14 protein-coding genes are annotated in these 17,429 nt (G+C 57.2%); 3 read left to right on the forward strand and 11 right to left on the reverse strand.

Translation table 11 applies throughout. The features are described 5' to 3' along the window. Positions 1 to 2: 2 nt before the first annotated feature. Positions 3 to 575 (reverse strand): lipid IV(A) palmitoyltransferase PagP, encoded by a 573-nt coding sequence (gene pagP / locus NIM72_RS01830; protein ID WP_161736328.1) that lies wholly within the window; start codon positions 573 to 575, stop codon positions 3 to 5. A 443-nt stretch (positions 576 to 1,018) separates the two neighbouring features. Between pagP and fhuE the strand changes: the two genes are divergently transcribed. The 3 genes from fhuE to NIM72_RS01845 all read left to right on the forward strand — a co-directional run bounded on the left by fhuE (position 1,019) and on the right by NIM72_RS01845 (position 4,304). Then, the gene (fhuE, locus tag NIM72_RS01835; RefSeq protein ID WP_253418130.1) at positions 1,019 to 3,241 is read left to right on the forward strand and encodes a ferric-rhodotorulic acid/ferric-coprogen receptor FhuE; all 2,223 of its coding nucleotides are present in this window, start codon (positions 1,019 to 1,021) and stop codon (positions 3,239 to 3,241) included. Positions 3,242 to 3,585: 344 nt separating this feature from the next. Beyond that, positions 3,586 to 3,897, forward strand: coding sequence for a type II toxin-antitoxin system HigB family toxin (locus tag NIM72_RS01840; protein WP_253418132.1), 312 nt, complete (start codon positions 3,586 to 3,588; stop codon positions 3,895 to 3,897). Continuing rightward, positions 3,894 to 4,304 carry a type II toxin-antitoxin system HigA family antitoxin gene (locus tag NIM72_RS01845; RefSeq protein WP_253418134.1) on the forward strand — a complete coding sequence of 137 codons (411 nt, stop codon included), beginning with the start codon at positions 3,894 to 3,896 and terminating at the stop codon, positions 4,302 to 4,304. Before NIM72_RS01840 ends, NIM72_RS01845 begins: the two co-directional genes overlap by 4 nt. A gap of 95 nt (positions 4,305 to 4,399) precedes the next feature. Here the strand turns inward: NIM72_RS01845 and NIM72_RS01850 are convergent, their stop codons facing one another. From NIM72_RS01850 to NIM72_RS01895, 10 genes are all read right to left on the reverse strand, one after another. Then, a complete protein-coding gene (locus tag NIM72_RS01850) occupies positions 4,400 to 5,245 on the reverse strand; it encodes a VOC family protein (protein WP_253418136.1) in 846 nt (281 codons plus the stop codon). A gap of 20 nt (positions 5,246 to 5,265) precedes the next feature. Then, positions 5,266 to 6,405 carry an amidohydrolase gene (locus NIM72_RS01855; RefSeq protein ID WP_253418138.1) on the reverse strand — a complete coding sequence of 380 codons (1,140 nt, stop codon included), beginning with the start codon at positions 6,403 to 6,405 and terminating at the stop codon, positions 5,266 to 5,268. Between the two features lie 2 nt (positions 6,406 to 6,407). After that, positions 6,408 to 7,508 carry an alkylhydroperoxidase domain protein gene (locus NIM72_RS01860; protein ID WP_253418140.1) on the reverse strand — a complete coding sequence of 367 codons (1,101 nt, stop codon included), beginning with the start codon at positions 7,506 to 7,508 and terminating at the stop codon, positions 6,408 to 6,410. Further along, positions 7,505 to 8,512, reverse strand: a complete 1,008-nt coding sequence (locus tag NIM72_RS01865; protein ID WP_222925728.1) for a putative FMN-dependent luciferase-like monooxygenase — start codon at positions 8,510 to 8,512, stop codon at positions 7,505 to 7,507. The genes NIM72_RS01860 and NIM72_RS01865 overlap by 4 nt, the downstream gene beginning before the upstream one ends. Beyond that, complete coding sequence (locus NIM72_RS01870) at positions 8,509 to 10,128, reverse strand: ABC transporter ATP-binding protein (RefSeq protein WP_253418142.1); 1,620 nt, start codon at positions 10,126 to 10,128, stop codon at positions 8,509 to 8,511. Before NIM72_RS01870 ends, NIM72_RS01865 begins: the two co-directional genes overlap by 4 nt. Further along, complete coding sequence (locus NIM72_RS01875; RefSeq protein ID WP_253418144.1) at positions 10,125 to 10,970, reverse strand: ABC transporter permease; 846 nt, start codon at positions 10,968 to 10,970, stop codon at positions 10,125 to 10,127. The genes NIM72_RS01870 and NIM72_RS01875 overlap by 4 nt, the downstream gene beginning before the upstream one ends. Then, a complete protein-coding gene (locus tag NIM72_RS01880) occupies positions 10,967 to 11,908 on the reverse strand; it encodes an ABC transporter permease (protein WP_161736337.1) in 942 nt (313 codons plus the stop codon). Before NIM72_RS01880 ends, NIM72_RS01875 begins: the two co-directional genes overlap by 4 nt. A 12-nt stretch (positions 11,909 to 11,920) precedes the next feature. Next, the gene (locus tag NIM72_RS01885; protein WP_253418146.1) at positions 11,921 to 13,555 is read right to left on the reverse strand and encodes a TIGR04028 family ABC transporter substrate-binding protein; all 1,635 of its coding nucleotides are present in this window, start codon (positions 13,553 to 13,555) and stop codon (positions 11,921 to 11,923) included. Between the two features lie 211 nt (positions 13,556 to 13,766). Beyond that, complete coding sequence (locus NIM72_RS01890; protein WP_253418148.1) at positions 13,767 to 14,996, reverse strand: MFS transporter; 1,230 nt, start codon at positions 14,994 to 14,996, stop codon at positions 13,767 to 13,769. 78 nt (positions 14,997 to 15,074) lie between these two features. Continuing rightward, complete coding sequence (locus tag NIM72_RS01895) at positions 15,075 to 17,429, reverse strand: GNAT family N-acetyltransferase (protein ID WP_253418150.1); 2,355 nt, start codon at positions 17,427 to 17,429, stop codon at positions 15,075 to 15,077.

A 17,429-nucleotide genomic window follows, 5' to 3' on the forward strand; every position in this document is an offset into this window, starting at 1 on the left:
GATCAGAAGTGGTAGCGCAGCCAGGCAAAATAGACGTTACCGTTATTATGCGTACCCGGTATGTAGGTCATCTGGAAATCGAGATCGCCATAGCCGATTGAGGCCAGCGGCAGCAACGCAGGCACCGGTATATAGTCCCAGTTATGCCGGGCGGTAACGCCTGCCGTGTAACCTGCACCCCAGTGAAAATTCTGGTCAGCCAGCGGACGCCATGTGGCTACCCAGCCATAACCTCCAAAGGGCTCCCATTTATTGAAGGAGTCTTTGAACGCCATTAAATAGATGCCGTTCCAGTTGCCTTTTTCATCGTAGCGGGAAATCCCCCCGCCTGCGCCCCAGGGCCTTTCATTATATTTATTGATGTGTTCCCGATCGTACGTGGCACGGTTGTGCCACGTAATCGCAGGCAGATAAAAGTCGATTCCCTCTGGCTGCTGCCATGTTGTGGCAACCTTATCACTGAAGCTTTCCCAGCCTGCGCTGACATTCTGAACCAGTGTGGCGGAGTGAGCTGTAAAAGCAGTGAGAACGGTGGTTGTCATCATCAGCGCTTTAAGAGTTGAAGTTTTGCGCATGTGCGAATACCTGTTAAGTCTGGTGTTAAATAAGGAAATAAAAGCTTTAAGACGAGTATTGTCGCACAAAGAGTGGCAACTTAAGGTCAATGAGCGGTTGATGCAGGATTTTATAATTAATAAAAGCGATGTGGCATTTCTGCTGCTCAGATCGTTCGTTTATCCATCGGCTATTTTAAGACTCTCTCCTTAATAGCAGGCTTTGAAAAAGCTTAACGTGCAGACGATATCCTGAAAAAACTCGCATTATTTGTTAACAAAATCTTGCAATGATAATCGCAATGCGTATATTTCTCATTTGCTTTGAAAGTTCATCACACCCGCGCACAGGCGCTCACGGAAAGGGTTTCTGGTTCCTCAAACCCAAAGCAGGGCAGCGATGCCCGCAGGATGCAAGGTCGTGACAGTGGCAGCATAAAAACATAAAGATAATTGAGGAATTAATGAACGCTTTCGATCTTCAGGACCCCAGGGCTACAGGGGCGTCTGCGCTGCAACGCCCATTCCGATTCTCCTTACTGGCCGCCATCATCGCCTCGTCGCTGACGCATAACGCCGCCAGTGCCGCAGAAACGTCCACACCCGCTGCCAGCGATGGTCAGACGCTAACAGTCAGCGCGTCAGCCGACAATGCCGTGACAACGTCACCGCAAACGGATTACAGCGTTCCGGTTACCCGTGCTGGCACCAAAATGCTGGGCACCGTACGTGATGTGCCGCAGTCCGTCAGCATCGTCAGTACTCAGCGTATGGCCGATCAGCAGCTCCAGTCACTGAATGATGTGCTGTCCAACACCACCGGCATTCATGGTATCAGTGGCGATATGGACCGCACTAACTACTATGCGCGTGGTTTTTTGATCGACAACTACATGGTTGATGGCATTCCTACCGCCTTTGCGGAGCGCTGGAATCTGGGCGATGCTCAGACCGATATGGCGCTGTATGAGCGCGTTGAAGTGGTACGCGGGGCGACCGGGCTGTTGACCGGGCCGGGCAATCCGTCTGCTGCCATCAACATGGTGCGCAAGCACGCGGACAGCAAAGCGTTCGGTGGCACCGTTTCCGCCAGTTACGGCAGCTGGAACAAACAGCGCTACGTGGCCGATCTTTCCACGCCACTCAGTGAGTCCGGCAATGTTCGTGGCCGCATGGTCGCCGGCTGGCAGGACAACAACAGTTTCATTGAGCGCTACGGTGCTAAAAAACAGTTTTTCTATGGCGTGATTGATGCCGATCTCACCGATTCTGCCACGCTGTCGGTGGGTTATGAGTTCAGCCAGGTCAATACAGACTCGACGATGTGGGGCGGCGCACCGCGCTGGTACACCGACGGCACGCAGATACATACCCGACGCGGCTATAACACGGCGCCAGACTGGGCCTACAACGATAAAGAGAACCGTAAAGTCTTTGTGAACCTGAAGCAGGACTTCGACAACGGCTGGAACCTGACGTTAAACGGCACGCACACCGATATGCGTCTGGACAGTAAGCAGATCTATCTTGATGGCTATTTTGATCGTAGCACGGGTGCGGGCGTCTCTTCCTATGCCAATTATCCTGTGGTGGGCGGAACCGGTTATAACACCGGGAAGCGCAAAGTAGATGCCGTCGATGCCTTTGCCAGCGGCCCCTATGAACTGCTGGGCCGTCAGCACGAGCTGATGGTGGGCGTCAATTATACCCGCCAGGATAACAAGTACTTCAGCACCTTTGAGAATATTTCCTCTGAGTCGCTGGGCAACTTCAACGATTTCAATGGCCAGTACCCGGAATCTGACTGGACGCCACGTCTGCCCGCCAGTGATACCCAGCTGGTTCGCCAGAAGTCGACGTACATGGCAACCCGACTGTCGCTTGCCGATCCGCTGCACCTGATCCTCGGCGCACGCTACACCAACTGGAATCGTGAAACGCCAGGCGGGGAAGCGGAAGAAAATAACATCACCCCGTATGGCGGGCTGATTTATGACTTTGCTGAAAACTGGTCTGCTTATGCCAGCTATACCTCGGTGTTCCAGCCTCAGGATTATCGTGATGCCAGTGGCGCTTATCTGTCACCGGTTATTGGGAAAAACTACGAAGCCGGGCTGAAATCTGACTGGATGGACAGTCGCCTGACTGCCTCTGTTTCTGTATTCCGCACTGAACTGGATAACGCTGGCGAGGCGACCACCCAGACCATTCAGGGTTCAGGTGATGTGGCCTACATTGGCCGTAAAGGCGTAGTGAGTCGTGGCGTCGAGTTTGAGGTCAATGGCGCATTGACCGACAACTGGCAGATGACCTTTGGCGGCACGCGCTACATAGCGGAAAACCGGGACGGCAGTACCTTTAATCCACAGTTACCGCAGACCAGTTTTAACCTGTTCAGCAGCTATCGCCTGCCGACCCTGCAGCAGCTTACGCTGGGCGGCGGCGTGAACTGGCAGACACATATCTGGAACGACGTCGGTGGACCGGAAGGCAACGGCACATGGCGCGCCCGACAGGGCAGCTATGCACTGGTTGATCTGTTTGCCCGCTATCAGGTGAGCAAAAATCTGTCGCTGCAGGGCAACCTTAATAACCTGTTCGACAAAGAGTATGACACCAACGTCGCCAGCTCCGTTGTCTACGGCCAGCCACGCAACTTCGCGGTAACCGCCAGCTATACCTTCTGATTTATCTGCGGGTAAGCCTGTGAAAAACGCCTCGGTTGAGGCGTTTTTTTTATCCAGCCAGCTATCTCTCGCCTCTGTTGGCACAATTTTTCCAGAAAAGATTTCAGAGCACAGGCAGGATTATCGTCCGACAGAAAACTGCAATGTTGCCTGTGCATTTCGATGATTCTTATCAGTAACCCTTCATCCATTCTCATATTGGTGAAGCTTCTGCCAGATTTTTACATCAGCTTAAGGCGCATTAAGTACTCGGGAACCAGCAGGTTTCTGTGTTTCCGGCTTGTCAACGCTCAGCCGTTTTGAGAAGATGGTTTCCATAATGGAAACATTCAGGAGCCAATGGAATGCATGTTATTTCATGCGTGCCGTTTGACGAGGCGGCCAGAAAACATCCCAATGCAGCGGCAGCACTGGATCTGCTTTACCGTCACCTCAGACAGGGCAATTTCAGTGGTCCTGACGATCTCAGGGCGCTTTATGCAAGCCTTGATCGTATGAAGTATCGCGCTAAATGGTGGGTCATTGACGTCAGTGGCAACCATTTGCGCGTGATATTCTTCGCGGATTTTGAGCGCAGCAAAATCTTCATCAAACATATCTGCACGCACGCTGAGTACGACAAGCTTGTTAAGAAATATCGGGAGGTAACCGAATGAATACTGAAGCTATCAGGCTGTCAAACCAGCTGGCAGAAGCGGTGCCGCTGCTGGCCGGCAGCAAACAGCGACATGATTATCAAGAAGCACTGGAACTGGTCGAATACCTTATTGAACATGAGCCGGATAATCCGCTGGTAGATTTGCTTTGTGCCCGCATTGCTCATTATGAAGATAATGATCCTGCGATGGCCGACTTCAATAGCCGCCAGCGTGAAATCAGCACCGGACCTGGCGTTCTGAGGGTATTGATCGAGCAGCACAACCTCAGCCTGAGTGACTTCGAAAATGAAATTGGCAAAAAGTCGCTGGTCAGCCGAATCCTCAGCGGCGATCGTCAGTTGACCGTGTCACACATACGGGCGTTGTGCGCGCGATTTGGCCTGTCACCATCGTTGTTTTTTTGATTTAAGACGACGCCAAAAGTCATTATGACTTATCACTCCGATTGATAAAAAACGCCTCAGCCGAGGCGTTTTTCATCACAACGCAGGCCCGTGCTTCACGTAAAACGCAGGGCCAGATTAAATCCTTCACCTGACTCCACGACAATCGCCTCAGGGTGCTCCTGAAACGCAATATCACCTGCCTGCAATGCGATTCTGACCTGCGCGAGATCGCCAGTCTCAAAGCCCAGCGCGACCATGCGGGCGCTACCATCATAGTCTTCGGGCAGCGGACCAAAGCGACGTTGCGCATACTCTGCTGATGCAAACCGAACTGTGGCGGCACCGGCGCGCAGGACAAAGGCGCCTTCAGGGCAGGCAAGCACTGTTGCGGCACCAAAGAGACGACTATAGACCTGAGCCGAGTGCGCCGGGTCCTGCGCCACAATGACAAATTCACTGATGTTCCTAACGCCATTGGGATGGCGTTGCCAGGCAGGCTGCCATACCGCTTCAGGCGTCAGGTGCTGGCAAAAAAAGCTGCGGCCATTGGGTATCAGCGAAGGGCGCAGCCGCACGGTACGAAAGCGCGCTTCAGTTACCGTACCGTCGGGCAGATCGACCGGGCGATGAAAAGAGGCGGGTGGATCACCATCCAGATCCTGACGTTCCAGATGCTGAAACTCACGGTCGGCGTCACTGCTTTTCCATACCAGGCCACTCAATCCTAATGGCGATTGCCAGAGATCGGCGCGCTGGCTGCCTTTACCGGATTCATAACCAAGTAGTTCAAGATAATTTTCGCCAAAGATGGCCAGATGATTGCTCGAACCCAGCGAATGATGACCGCGTTCTGTGAGCTGAAAGCCAAGCCGCCGGAAGCGCGCACTGGCGCTGTCGAGCTGGTCGGCAACGTTAATCACCGCGTGATCCAGAATCGGTTGCGGAACCGGAACGGACATCGCTACACTCCTTTTTTTGGTCATTGCGCCGCCACAATCTGCAACGCGCGCGGGACCAGCTGCGTGAAGTATTCTACTGCCGGGCCGATCAGTGCTTCGTCCGGATCGAAGGCGGCGTGATGCAGGCCAAATTCGCTGGCGCTGCCGATACTGACAAAAGCGCCCGGCACCTGTTGCAGATAGAAGGCAAAATCTTCTCCGCCCATCTGCGGTGACTCAGCATGCTCCGCGAGATAACCGCTCTGCTGTGCGATTTCCAGTGCCAAATCCACCCAGCCTGGGGTGTTAATCAGGGCAGGTGGCCCCTCGGTCCACGCCAGCTCCGCGGTCGCGCCAAATCCGGCGGCGATGCCCTGAATCAGCGAGCGGATGCGGTGTGGGATCTGCGCCCGGATCTCACCATTGTGGGTGCGCACGGTGCCTTCCAGCTCAACGCTTTGCGGCAACACGTTCCAGGTATTTCCGGCGGTAAAGCGCGTCACGCTCAGCACCACCGTCTCCAGCGAGCTGAAAACCCGGCTCGGCAGCGTCTGTAAAGCGGTCACAATATGGCTGGCAATCACAATCGAATCGATGCCCTCCTGCGGTCGTGCCGCATGCGCGCCTTTACCTTCAACGCGGATCACAAAGCGATCGACGTTGGCATAAAACGCGCCCGCCCGACTACGCAGTGTACCGAGCGGCAGGTCGGGCGCATTGTGCAGGCCAAATATTGCCTGTACGCCTTCCAGCGCACCGGCATCAATCAGCTGACGTGCGCCATCAAACGTCTCTTCGGCGGGCTGAAACAGAATCCGTACACGGCCTGGCAGCGAGGCTTCCTGCTGTTTAAGCTGCAGGGCAACGCCCAGCATCACCGCGCTGTGAAGGTCATGACCGCAGGCGTGCATGACGCCCGGCGCCTGAGATCGCCACGGGCGATCGGTGATTTCATCAATCGGCAACGCATCAATATCCGCGCGCAGGGCAATCAGTGATTCACCGTGACCAATTTCTGCCACCACGCCAGTTTTCAGTCCCAGCGGCAACAGCCGGATACCCGCCTGTTCAAGCCAGCCGGCAATACGCTCAGTTGTGGCAAATTCATGGTTTGAAAGTTCCGGATGCTGATGCAGTTCGCGACGCCACTGCACCAGTTGTTCAGTTAAAGGCAATGTCATGTTTATCCCTGTTTTTCCGGCAGAAAAGGCTCGCCCAGCGTCAGCATCAGGCGATTGGCCCAGGCAAAGAAGGCGGTGGACTGAATCAGGTCGAGCAGGTCGAGCGTATCCAGGCCCTGCTCACGCAGTGCAGCGATCTGCGACTGGGCAGGTTGCGCAGGGGTCAGCGACAGCGCTGCCGAAAAGGCGATGATCGCCTGCCAGCGGGCAGTGTGTCCGTGGGATAACACTGCGCCGGGCGCAACATTCAGCAGCTTCTGTACTGCGTCATCCTGCTTCGAAAGCTGGCTGGCTTTACGCGCATGAACCGAGGCGCAATAAATACAACCGTTGACCTTACTGACCACCGTGGCGGCCAGCTCACGCTCGGCGCGCGGCAGCCCGCCAGCGCTATAGAAAATGCCTTTGTCGGTCAGGGTACGCTGCTCCAGCAGCGGCAGGTTACGCCCCAGCAGACGGAAATAGTCGGAATCGGTGTGACCGAATTTTGCCAGCGTCGCCTGCTCCTCCTCACTGAATTCAGCCAGCGGTCTGGCGGGCAGCCACGGTTCCCAGCCGAGTTCCAGCTGCGTAAACGCGGTCAGCGCCGTTTTGCCGCTGGCGGTCTGCAGTGCCTCATGCCAGTGACCGGCGACGACCGGTGCAGCTTCAACCGCTGCTTCATGGCCCTGCAGGCTGCGCAGGCCTGTGATTAAACGGCTCTGAAAACTGACGAACGCCACCAGTTGCGCCAGCGTGACAATGCCACGCGGACTCCAGCCCGCCTGCTTCAGCGCCTCCAGATCGGCAGGTGTGGCGGCAACCGGCTCGAAGGTGAGGCGATGCGCGAAATTCAGCGCGGCACTAATCCGATCACTATCGGGCACGGGCTGCTGCGGCTGATAGTGCGCCTGCAGACCAGGCTGTCCATGCCAGTCTGCGACCTTTGCCGCCAGAAGGCGCCGCTCGGTTAACGGAAAATCGTCATCGCCCTGGCTGAACAGCACCTCGTAGCTGCCCTGGGCATGGCGCGTCGCGGCGTGGCGTGTCTGGCGCGCGTGGGCCAGTCCGGAATCGGGGTCGATATCCGCCAGTGTGGCAATCAAATCGTCAGGTTGACTCATGAAATTCTCCTGTCTGGTTCGCCAGCAGCACGAAGTGCGGGCGCAATATGTCCGGCAATCAGCTCAATCGAGCGCAGCGTATCGGCATGCGAAGGCTCTGCTGAATGCACCTGGAATGAGATGTCGGTGACGCGAGGCAGCACGCTGTCCTGCACCAGCGAGCGCGCGACCTGATCGATGCCGCCAACATGGGCATCAAACTGTGCCAGCAGGTCATCAAAGCTTTCCCCGCGTATTTCGCCACGGTACTGAGCAGCCTGCTTGCGAATGCCCGGTTCAGCGATCTGACGCGCGTAGTGGTCTGAATCCGCGACAAATGCAGTGCGGGAGGCAAGAATACGCGGCTCAATTCCCGCCGGAAGTGCCGCGAGATAGGCATCAATCAGCGGATTCTGCAGCGCATCGAGCGGAAGTCCGGCCTGGCCTGCTGGCCGTGGCTGGGTGCGCGACAGCATCAGACCGTGTCCGCCCTGGCCGGCACGGATTGCGCCCTCAACCGAAAAGGTGGCGATCCACACGCGTCCGGCGAGCTGCGGCGCGGCAGGATAAAGATGATTATCAGGATGACCCAGCGAATCACCGCGCCAGGCACTAAGCAGCGTATGCAGATTCTCTGCAAATGCCGCGCCGCGTTCGCCAGACGTCAGCCCAAAGGGTAAAAACGAGTCCGGCGTGCCGCCCGAACCCAGCCCGATCTCCAGCCGTCCGTCCGACAGCAAATCCAGTACTGCGGCATCTTCTGCGACCCGTAGTGCATTTTCCATCGGTAGCGTGATGATGGCAGTGCCGAGCCGTATGGTGCGGGTATGGGCGGCGGCGTGCGCCAGAAAAACCAGTGGCGAAGGCAGTCCGCCCTCATCCTCATGAAAGTGATGTTGAGCAATCCATGCCGTATCAAAGCCACAGTGCTCGGCATGCTGAATCTGCTCAGTGGCCAACTGATAGCGCTGTTTAGCCGGGACGTTATCCAGCAGTCGGGTAAAAAATCCGAGACGTCGGCTCATGCTGACTCCTTATGCGTTAACGGAATGAGCGGAGGAATCGCACCGATCAGTTCGCGCGTGTAGGGATGCTGAGGTGCGCTGAATATTGTGACAACGTCACCTTGCTCTACCGCTTCGCCCGCTTTTAATACGGTGATGCTGTCGGCAATCTGTCGCACCGTCGCCAGATCGTGCGTAATAAAGAGATAAGTCAGCCCCAGTTCGGCCTGAAGCTGCTGCAACAGGTTGAGGATTTGTGCCTGCACCGTGACATCCAGCGCCGACGTCGCCTCGTCCAGCACCAGGATTTCAGGCTCACAGATCAGCGCTCGCGCCAGGGCGACACGCTGCCGCTGACCGCCCGAAAGTTCATGCGGCTGACGTGACAGCAGAGAGAGCGGCAGTGCCACCCGCGAGGTGATCGCTTCCACCCGTTCGCGGCGCTGGCTGCGGTTCAGCCGGTCAAAGTTACGCAGAGGTTCTTCGATAATCGCATAGACCGTCTGACGGGGATCGAGCGAGGAAAACGGGTTCTGATAGACAACCTGGATCTTACGGCGCAGTTGACGCATTGCCGCGCCGCGCAATCCATTGACTACAATGCCGTTCAGCGTCACTGCGCCTCTATCGACGGTTTCAAAGCCCAGAATGATACGTGCCAGCGTCGTTTTTCCGGATCCGGATTCGCCGACCAGCGCATGCGTGGTGCCACGTGCCACCTGAAAACTGACGTTATTCAGCGCCTGTAACCGCTGCTGTTTACCCAGCGAAAAGCTTTTCATCACGCCGGTTGCCCGAATTGCCGGAGCAGAAAAACGGGCGGCCGCAGGTTTTACGCGGGCCGGTCGCTCTGGCGCAGCATCGTTCAGTAACTGACGGGTGTAGGGATGTGATGGCGCGCTGATGACCTGGGCGGTGCGTCCCGCTTCCTGAATTTCACCGTGGCGAAAAACAATGATGCGGTCTGCACGCTGTGCTGCCAGCGCCAGGTCATGGGTGACAAACAGCACGGCGGTATTAGACTCCTGCCGCAGGTTATCCAGCAGATCGAGAATGCGCTTCTGCACCGTGACATCCAGTGCGCTGGTCGGCTCATCCGCAATAATGATCTCCGGCTGCAGGGCGAGGGCGATAGCGATCAAAACACGCTGCTTCATGCCGCCTGAGAGCTGATGTGGTAACTGCCTGACCCGCTGTTCCGGGTGGCTGAGACCGACGCGGGTCAGCAGATCAATGACCCTTTGCTTGCGCTGTGCTGCCGGTAATCGCAGATGCAGGCGCAGGATCTCCTCCACCTGTTCGCCGACAGTTTTAACCGGATTCAGTGAGTTGCCGGGATCCTGCGGCACCAGGCTGATGCGCGCACCGCGCAGCGAGTCGACGCGCTTCTGTGACCACTGGCTGATATCAACGCCGTTGAGCCGGATTTCGCCCGCTTCGCGGCGGCCGTTTTCTGCCATCAGGCCCATAATGGCCTGTGCCGTGGTGGTTTTGCCGGAACCGGATTCGCCGACCAGTGCCACCATCTCACCGGCGTGCAGTTCGAAGCTGACGTTATTCACCACCGGCTGCCACTGGTTGCCGCGGCGATAGCTTAACGTCAGGTTGTTGACGGCGAGTAACGGCTGAGCGCTCATCGGCGTCCTCCTGAAAGTTGCTGACTGATGCGGTTCGCAGCGAGCACGACAGCCACTACCACCACACCAGGAAATGTGGTCAGCCACCAGGCGGTAGCCAGATAATTACGGCCTTCAGCGATTAACAGACCCCATTCCGGAATCGGCGGCGGCGTGCCGTAGCCGAGAAAACTCAGGGTCGACAGCGCCAGAATAGCCTGACCAAACTGCAGGGCGGCATAGGCGATCACCGGCGTCAGTGCATTGGGCAGAATGTGACGCCACAGCACGCTGAAAAAGCGGCCGCCACTGCCATATGCCGCCTCGATATATTCACTGTGGCGAATGCGCACCACTTCGGCCCGCGCCAGCCGGGCAAAGCTGGCAATGGAGGCGATGCCCACTGCGAGCGCGGCATTCAGGGTGCCGAAGCCGAGCAGAATCAGCACGCTCAGTGAAAGCAGCAGGGACGGGATCGCCAGCAGCACATCCACGGCGCGCATCACGATCGATTCAGTTTTGCCGCCCGTGGCGCCTGCCAGGACGCCCAGCGCGGTTCCGGCCAGCAGGCCGATGGCCACTGACATGACGGCGGCAGAGAGGGAATGTGACGCGCCGTAAACGATGCGGGCAAAGAGATCGCGGCCGAGTTGATCGGTGCCGAGCCAGTGTCCGGCCTGCGGTGCCAGCCGCTGTGCGCCCGCGATGCCTTCCAGCGGGTTGGCCTGGGTAAAAAGGGCCGGGAAAAGGGCCGCCAGCACGGCCAGCACCATCACGAATAGGGCCAGCCACAGGCCCGGCGCGAAGCGGTAACGCCTGGACGGGACGGATTGCCGGGCGGCCGCGTAATCAACCAGACTCATGTTGCACCTCTTAAGAGCTGTAAGCGCGGATCAAACAGCGGCATCAGCAGATCCACCAGCAGGTTGATCACCACAAAACCCAGCGCGGAGATCATCACCACCGCCTGCAACACCGCCACATCCTGATTGTTCACCGCCTGCTGCGTCAGCTGACCCAGCCCCCCCAGGCCAAACACCGTTTCGGTAATCAGCGCGCCAGCAATCAGTTCCCCGAGCAGCAAACCCGCCACGGTAAGCACCGGCAGCATCGCGTTACGCAGGATGTGCCGCCACAGGACATAGTGCTCGCTGGCGCCTTTGGCACGCGCCACCGCCACGAAAGGCCGGGTGGAAACCTCATCAATGCTGCGCAGCAGAATCTGTGCCAGCGGCGCTGAGATTGGAACCGCGACGGTGATAATGGGCAGAATCAGTCCCTGCCACGGCGAGGGATTGATGACCGGGATCCAGCGCAGCTGGAATGAGAAGAGCTGAATCAGGGCGATGCCGAGCCAGAAGGTCGGCACGGAGATAAACAGCGCGGGCAGGGACTGCAGCAGATTCCGCAGGAAGCGCAGGGCGGGCAATCTGGAGAGGGTCGCCAGCACAAAAGCCAGCAGCGTTGCCAGCAGAAATCCGCACAGCGCCAGTCGCAGCGTGCCGGGCAGGTTGCTGATCAGCAGTTCACTGACCGGTACGCCCGCCTGCACCGAATAGCCGAAGTCACCATGCAGCATCGCCGCCAGCGTATGCAGATATTGCTGCCACAGCGGGCTGTCTGCGCCATAGGCCTGACGCATTTCAGCAATCTGCTGTGGACTCAGGCCGAGATCCGGATTCTGAAACTTTATCAGCACCGCATCACCCGGCAGCACCTGCAACAGCACAAATGACAGGGTAAAGGCAGCCCAGAGTACCAGCAGTCCCAGACCGGCGCGTTGCAGCAGATAGTGGCGCATCCTCACCTCCGGTTACTGTTTTTCCAGCCAGGCACCATAGAGTGCCGGACGGCCTACCGCCTCAAAACTGACCCCCTTCAGCCAGGGCGCGCCCGCATAAACCTGCGGCTCTTCAAAGATCGGAATCACATAGGCCTGGTCCAGCAGATAGCGCTGAACATCACCGGTCAGCTGCAGTCGTTTTGCCGGATCAACTTCGGAGGAGACATCCACCAGCAGCTGATTGAGTTTGTCATCACGGAAGTTTTTTACTTTGTCGCTGGAGCCGCCTTTCTGCAGCAGGTTGTCGCGGTTAGCCGGGTAGAAGCTGCTTTTAATCACGTCGGGATCGGCGCGGCCAACTTCCGTGACATTCAGCGGCGTTTTCAGAGGATCCAGGTTATCCAGCGTTTTGCTGCCTGCATCACCGGCTTTCACAGTGAGGGCAACCCCCGCCTGTCGCCACTGCTGCGCGACCAGTTGCAGCACCTCTTTGTTCTGCGGCTGCGGCAGGGACTCATAGACGGTTAACGCCAGCCGCTGACCCGCTTTCTCACGGATGCCATCTGCGCCGGGTTTCCAGCCTGCCTGGTCAAGCAATGCCTTCGCTTTTGCCAAATCAAACGTCAGTTTGTCCGCCAGATTGACGTAGCCGGCAGCGGTGGTCGCGACGACCGAGGTTGCCTGCGGATAGTTGGGAGAGAAGAGCGTTTCAACCACCTGCTTCGCATTGGTGGCGTGCAGCAGCGCCTGACGCACCCGGATATCACTCACCAGCGGATTATCAGGACGGAAGCTCAGGCTGTCGTTGACGCCACGGGTCGGCGCGGCATAAACCGGGAAGTTCTGATCTTTCGCCTGCTTCTCATCATAACCCTGCACCTGACGAATCAGTCCCGCCTGGCCCGCCAGCAGCGCACCGATGCGCACGCTGTCTTCCGGCGTCACAATCACTTTAATTCCGTCGAGGTTAGCCGGACCCTGCTGCCTGATGTTTTTCGGGCCCCACTGGTACGCTTTGCGCGCCACCAGATCCACTTCGCGACCGAGCTTCTCATCACTGACCACAAATGGTCCGGAACCAATGATATGCCGGGCATCACCCAGCTGATCGAAACTGCGCGCCAGGGTACTCAGCGACACCAGGCCGGAGCCAATGGTGGCGGTGCCCTGCAAAAATCCAGGCGAGGGTTTTTTGAAATAAAACTTCACCGTCAGCGGGTCAATCACTTCACTGTGGTCGTAGTTATTAATCACTTCCGAAACCGGCAGGCGCAGCGCTTTATTTCCCAGCCCGTAGGTATCAAAGTTTTTCGCCACCGCGTTGGCATCTAATGGTGTGCCGTCAGAAAAAGTCACACCCGGACGTAATTTAAAGGTGTATTCCGTTTTATCGGCATTGGTGGTCCAGCTTTCCGCAATCCAGGGTTCAACCTGTAAAGTTTCAGGATTCTGCCAGGTTAATTTATCGGTGATCTGATTGAGAATGCCGCCATTAGGGTAAAAGCCCCCGGCTGGCGGATAAAGGTTGGTATGTGCCTGCTGTTCAAGATAAATCAGCGTGCCGCCTTTAACCGGCGCGGCCACTGCATTAAAGGTGAGAATCCCAGTAAGTAAGGTAAAAACCAGCGTCTGTGCGCGTGGTTTAAGGGGAAATAACGTCGTCATGGTGAATTCCTTTGTTATCAATTGCCTCAGCAGGCGGAATCATCATCGAATGACGCAACTCACAGATAAAGTAACGATTTGGTCAAAGCTTATCTGAAAATAATAAATGCGGGAGTGGGTGGGTTTTTATGAATGTTTAATATGCGGAATGGCAAATAAATATCTGCCATTCCGCGGATTTATATTTTCTTAACGACATGCAGGGGCGTCATTACAATTCGGCACATAATTTACGTTGTCCAGCACGCAGGAACGCACTCACCAGTCCCAGCCACAGCAGCCCGCAGATCAGGTTCACCAGGCTAAAGCCTCCGGTTCCAAAGCTGAAATATGCGGTTTTGGCGGCTTCAATGCCCAGCGCAATAATCAGGATGCTTACCATACCCAGCATTGCCGCCACGCTGCCTTTTCCGGCGCTGCTTGAAAACAGCGTCATGCGATACAGTCCGGCATTAATCAGCCCGGTGCCGAAGCCGTAAAGACTCATTCCGGCGGTGAGCCATAGATAACTTTGCGGATCCAGCAAAGTAGCGACCACCGCAATAGCCAGTCCGCAGACCACGGGCCAGGCACCAAGCCGTACCGGCTGTTCAATCGGCAGACGGCTGGACAATCGCCCCAGCATCAGATTGCCCGCAATCATCGCGGCAAAGACCGGCAGCTGAAGCAGGGCATAGTGGATGCGGCTAAGTTGCGCGCCGTGGATCAAAATCACAGGTGATAGCGCCACCCAGGCGATGCAGGGTACGGTGACCAGTCCGATAGCCAGTGAACCACGCATCACCTGACGATCCTTCAGCAACGCCGCGTAACCACTGATGATCGATCGCAGCGACAGCGGTTTCTGACGATCGCCCGCCGTTTCAGGCATGGCATACCACAGCCCGGCCAGCGCCAGCGCCGCAACCGCGCCAATCAGCCAGAACAGGGTGCGCCATTCTCCCACGGTCAGAAAAGCCGCGCCTGCCAGCGGCCCAGCCAGCGGGGCGAGCAAGGCGACGTTGGCCATCAGCGCCATCATTTTGATGCTCAGCGACTCCGTGAACGCCTCCTGCACCGCTGCGTAACCCACCGCACCGATAAAGCAGAGGCTGATCCCCTGCAGAAACCGCAGCAGGACAAACTGCTCAATGCTTTGCACCCAGTGGGTCGCGATGCAGGAGAGCATAAAAAAGGCCACGCCGCTGAGCAGTACCGGACGCCGCCCGATGCGATCCGAGAGCGGACCCAGCAGCCACTGCAGCAGTATGCCACCGAACAGATAGGCAGTGAGCGAGGTGGAGACCCACTCTGGCCCGACTTTAAATTCCTGGGTCACCAGCAGCATGCCGGGCTGGATCATGTCATGGGCGATATAGGTAGCGAACTCGAACAGCACCAGAGAAAGCGGAAAGATCAGATGTCGCCGGGTCAGCGTTGCCAGCGGTTGAAAAGAAGCCATTAAAGATTCCTGCAATAAAACCATTAAAAAAAGCGGCCACCAGGGTGACCGCATAATTATTAAGTGACAGTGTAACGGTTAACGCCAGCGGGCAATCGGGTTGACCAGCGTACCGGCGAACTTAAGGTTCTCGGCGGGATCGGAAAGGTTGATCATCTGCTGGTTATTCGCCAGCTGCAGGCGGTTCAGGCAGGAGCGGGTAAACTCAGGCGCGAACATGTCATAGCGCGCGAACTTAGTCGCATGCTCCGGATGCGCCTGCTGGTAATCCTTCACGCACTGCGCCACTGCCTGCCAGAAATCGTCTTCCGGCAGCGTCTCTGACTGATCGAGAATCGCGCTGATAAAGCGGAAGATGCAGTCAAACACATCGGTGAAGATAGAGAGCAACTTAAGCTCCTCCGGCACCTCGACGGCCAGGCGATGCACGCCTTCCGGCAGCACCGCGTCAGGGTTCATCACGGCGATCTCTTCGCCGATATCCTTCATATAGGCGCTGACCGGCACGTTGTTTTCCAGCAACATGATCAGGTTTTCACCGTGCGGCATAAACACCAGATCGTGCTGGTAGAAGCAGTGCAGCAGCGGGCTGAGATAGCAGGTCAGATAGCGTTCAATCCACTGCTTCGCAGGTAAACCGGAGTCCGCGATCAGCGCGGGCAGCAGTGGCTGCTGGTGGTGATCGACGTGCAGGAAAGAGGCCATCGTCATCAGACGCTGGCCTGGTTGCAGGCTGGCGGCTGGATTATCGCGCCACAGCGCAGCAAACATCTTTTTATAGGCGGAGTCGCCTTTGATGGCCTGCTCGTAGTAGCGGTTGTGATAGCCAACCGACGCAACTTCACGCAGGATGCGGAAATCACAGCGTTTCAGCCAGTCATCGCCCGCCACCAGTTGTTCCAGCCAGCCGTTTATCGCGGGTGTTGTCGCCATGTAATAGGGCGACAGGCCGCGCATAAAGCCCATGTTAAGTACTGACAGCGCGGTTTTCACGTAACGCTTTTCAGGCTGGCTGCGGTTAAAGAAGGTGCGGATGGACTGCTGCGCCTGGTATGCGTCGTCGCCGGTGCCGAGATAAACAATATCGTGACTGGCAATATCGGCCGCAAACACGGTCAGCAGTTTGTTCTGCCACTGCCACGGATGCACCGGCATCAGGATATAGTCCTCCACCGCCAGCCCTTTGTTCACCAGCTGCGCATTGAACTGTTCCACGGTAGTGTCGCCCAGCTCATCACGCATCAGCTGCTCATAGCTCAGCTCGCTGAGGCTGGAGAAATGGGCGTTGCGGCGGTGGACCGCGACCCAGATAAGATGCACGGGCGCGGCCGCTTCCGGCGCATAGGCCAGATAGTCCTGTGCATCGAAGCCAATACGTCCGTTGTTGGCAACAAAGCAGGGATGGCCTTCGGTCATCGCCGCTTCTACCGTCTGGAAATCAGCTGCGACCAGCGCATGGCTGTCGGGGTTATTCTTCTGCAGCTTATAAACGCTGCTGCACAGCGTGCTGCTGATCTCTTCCATGTAAGTTGCCAGCAGCGCCTGCGGAATCCCGATCTCACCGTTGAACTCCACGATAAACTTCAGCGCATCCAGCGGCAGCGCGTGACCGTTCTCCTGCTTGCGCAGGGAATCTGCGTCGATCTCCCAGTGATCCAGCGCCAGCCGCGACGCCCGGAAATGGTAAGTTGCTTCACCGCCCGGCACCGCCAGCTGATAACTGCCATCGCCCGTTTCCTGCGGCGCAATGATTTTTTCATGCGAGAACTCAGCAATTGCTTTGCGGATCAGCATGCGGTTTGCCTGCGCCCAGTGGTCGCCCGTCAGATGCGTGCCGTCTGTCAGTGATGAGAGGGTGTTCATGGTCTGCGACTCCTGCTGTAACGCGTGTTGATAATCTTCCCGCTGGCAGAAGGCCAGCCAGGCGGTTTTATGGCCCATGTCGATGGTGTGCTGGTAGCGGAATCCGGCGCGTTTATTCAGCACGTGAATTTTTTCATTGCGCACGTCTGGCTCGACCACCACGCGACGCACCTCTGGACGGCTGAACATGTAGTCCATCACCAGCGTGAAGACCTGCCAGCTAAAGGCTTTGATCGGCTGGCTGGCTGGGGCAATCAGAATATGCATGCCGTAATCATCGGACGCGGCCGGATAAAACTTGCCAACCTCGTCGTCACCGGCGCGGTAGCACTCAATCAGGCAGACGGGCTGATCATTGCAGCAGCCAATCAGCGCTGCATGGGGATCCGTTGCCGTCAGCGTCTGGTAGAACGCCGCGACCTGCTCCAGGCTCTGCTGCTGCATGCCCCAGAAGCGGGCGTAATCGCGGGTAACCCAGCTGTGGATTAGCGGCGCATCACTCTCAAGCATCGGTCTCAGGGTAAACCGTCCTGCGGGGCGGTCGGCACTGAACAGTGTTAGTGATTTCAT

The organism is Pantoea sp. B550 (assembly GCF_024158165.1).
In the GTDB taxonomy this organism is placed as follows: domain Bacteria; phylum Pseudomonadota; class Gammaproteobacteria; order Enterobacterales; family Enterobacteriaceae; genus Pantoea; species Pantoea alfalfae.

What these genes read in the sequence shown, in the direction of transcription:
- pagP (WP_161736328.1), bottom strand. Translation starts at nt 575, where the DNA reads ATGCGCAAAACTTCAACTCTTAAAGCGCTGATGATGACAACCACCGTT.
- fhuE (WP_253418130.1), top strand. Translation starts at nt 1,019, where the DNA reads ATGAACGCTTTCGATCTTCAGGACCCCAGGGCTACAGGGGCGTCTGCG.
- NIM72_RS01840 (WP_253418132.1), top strand. Translation starts at nt 3,586, where the DNA reads ATGCATGTTATTTCATGCGTGCCGTTTGACGAGGCGGCCAGAAAACAT.
- NIM72_RS01845 (WP_253418134.1), top strand. Translation starts at nt 3,894, where the DNA reads ATGAATACTGAAGCTATCAGGCTGTCAAACCAGCTGGCAGAAGCGGTG.
- NIM72_RS01850 (WP_253418136.1), bottom strand. Translation starts at nt 5,245, where the DNA reads ATGTCCGTTCCGGTTCCGCAACCGATTCTGGATCACGCGGTGATTAAC.
- NIM72_RS01855 (WP_253418138.1), bottom strand. Translation starts at nt 6,405, where the DNA reads ATGACATTGCCTTTAACTGAACAACTGGTGCAGTGGCGTCGCGAACTG.
- NIM72_RS01860 (WP_253418140.1), bottom strand. Translation starts at nt 7,508, where the DNA reads ATGAGTCAACCTGACGATTTGATTGCCACACTGGCGGATATCGACCCC.
- NIM72_RS01865 (WP_222925728.1), bottom strand. Translation starts at nt 8,512, where the DNA reads ATGAGCCGACGTCTCGGATTTTTTACCCGACTGCTGGATAACGTCCCG.
- NIM72_RS01870 (WP_253418142.1), bottom strand. Translation starts at nt 10,128, where the DNA reads ATGAGCGCTCAGCCGTTACTCGCCGTCAACAACCTGACGTTAAGCTAT.
- NIM72_RS01875 (WP_253418144.1), bottom strand. Translation starts at nt 10,970, where the DNA reads ATGAGTCTGGTTGATTACGCGGCCGCCCGGCAATCCGTCCCGTCCAGG.
- NIM72_RS01880 (WP_161736337.1), bottom strand. Translation starts at nt 11,908, where the DNA reads ATGCGCCACTATCTGCTGCAACGCGCCGGTCTGGGACTGCTGGTACTC.
- NIM72_RS01885 (WP_253418146.1), bottom strand. Translation starts at nt 13,555, where the DNA reads ATGACGACGTTATTTCCCCTTAAACCACGCGCACAGACGCTGGTTTTT.
- NIM72_RS01890 (WP_253418148.1), bottom strand. Translation starts at nt 14,996, where the DNA reads ATGGCTTCTTTTCAACCGCTGGCAACGCTGACCCGGCGACATCTGATC.
- NIM72_RS01895 (WP_253418150.1), bottom strand. Translation starts at nt 17,429, where the DNA reads ATGAAATCACTAACACTGTTCAGTGCCGACCGCCCCGCAGGACGGTTT.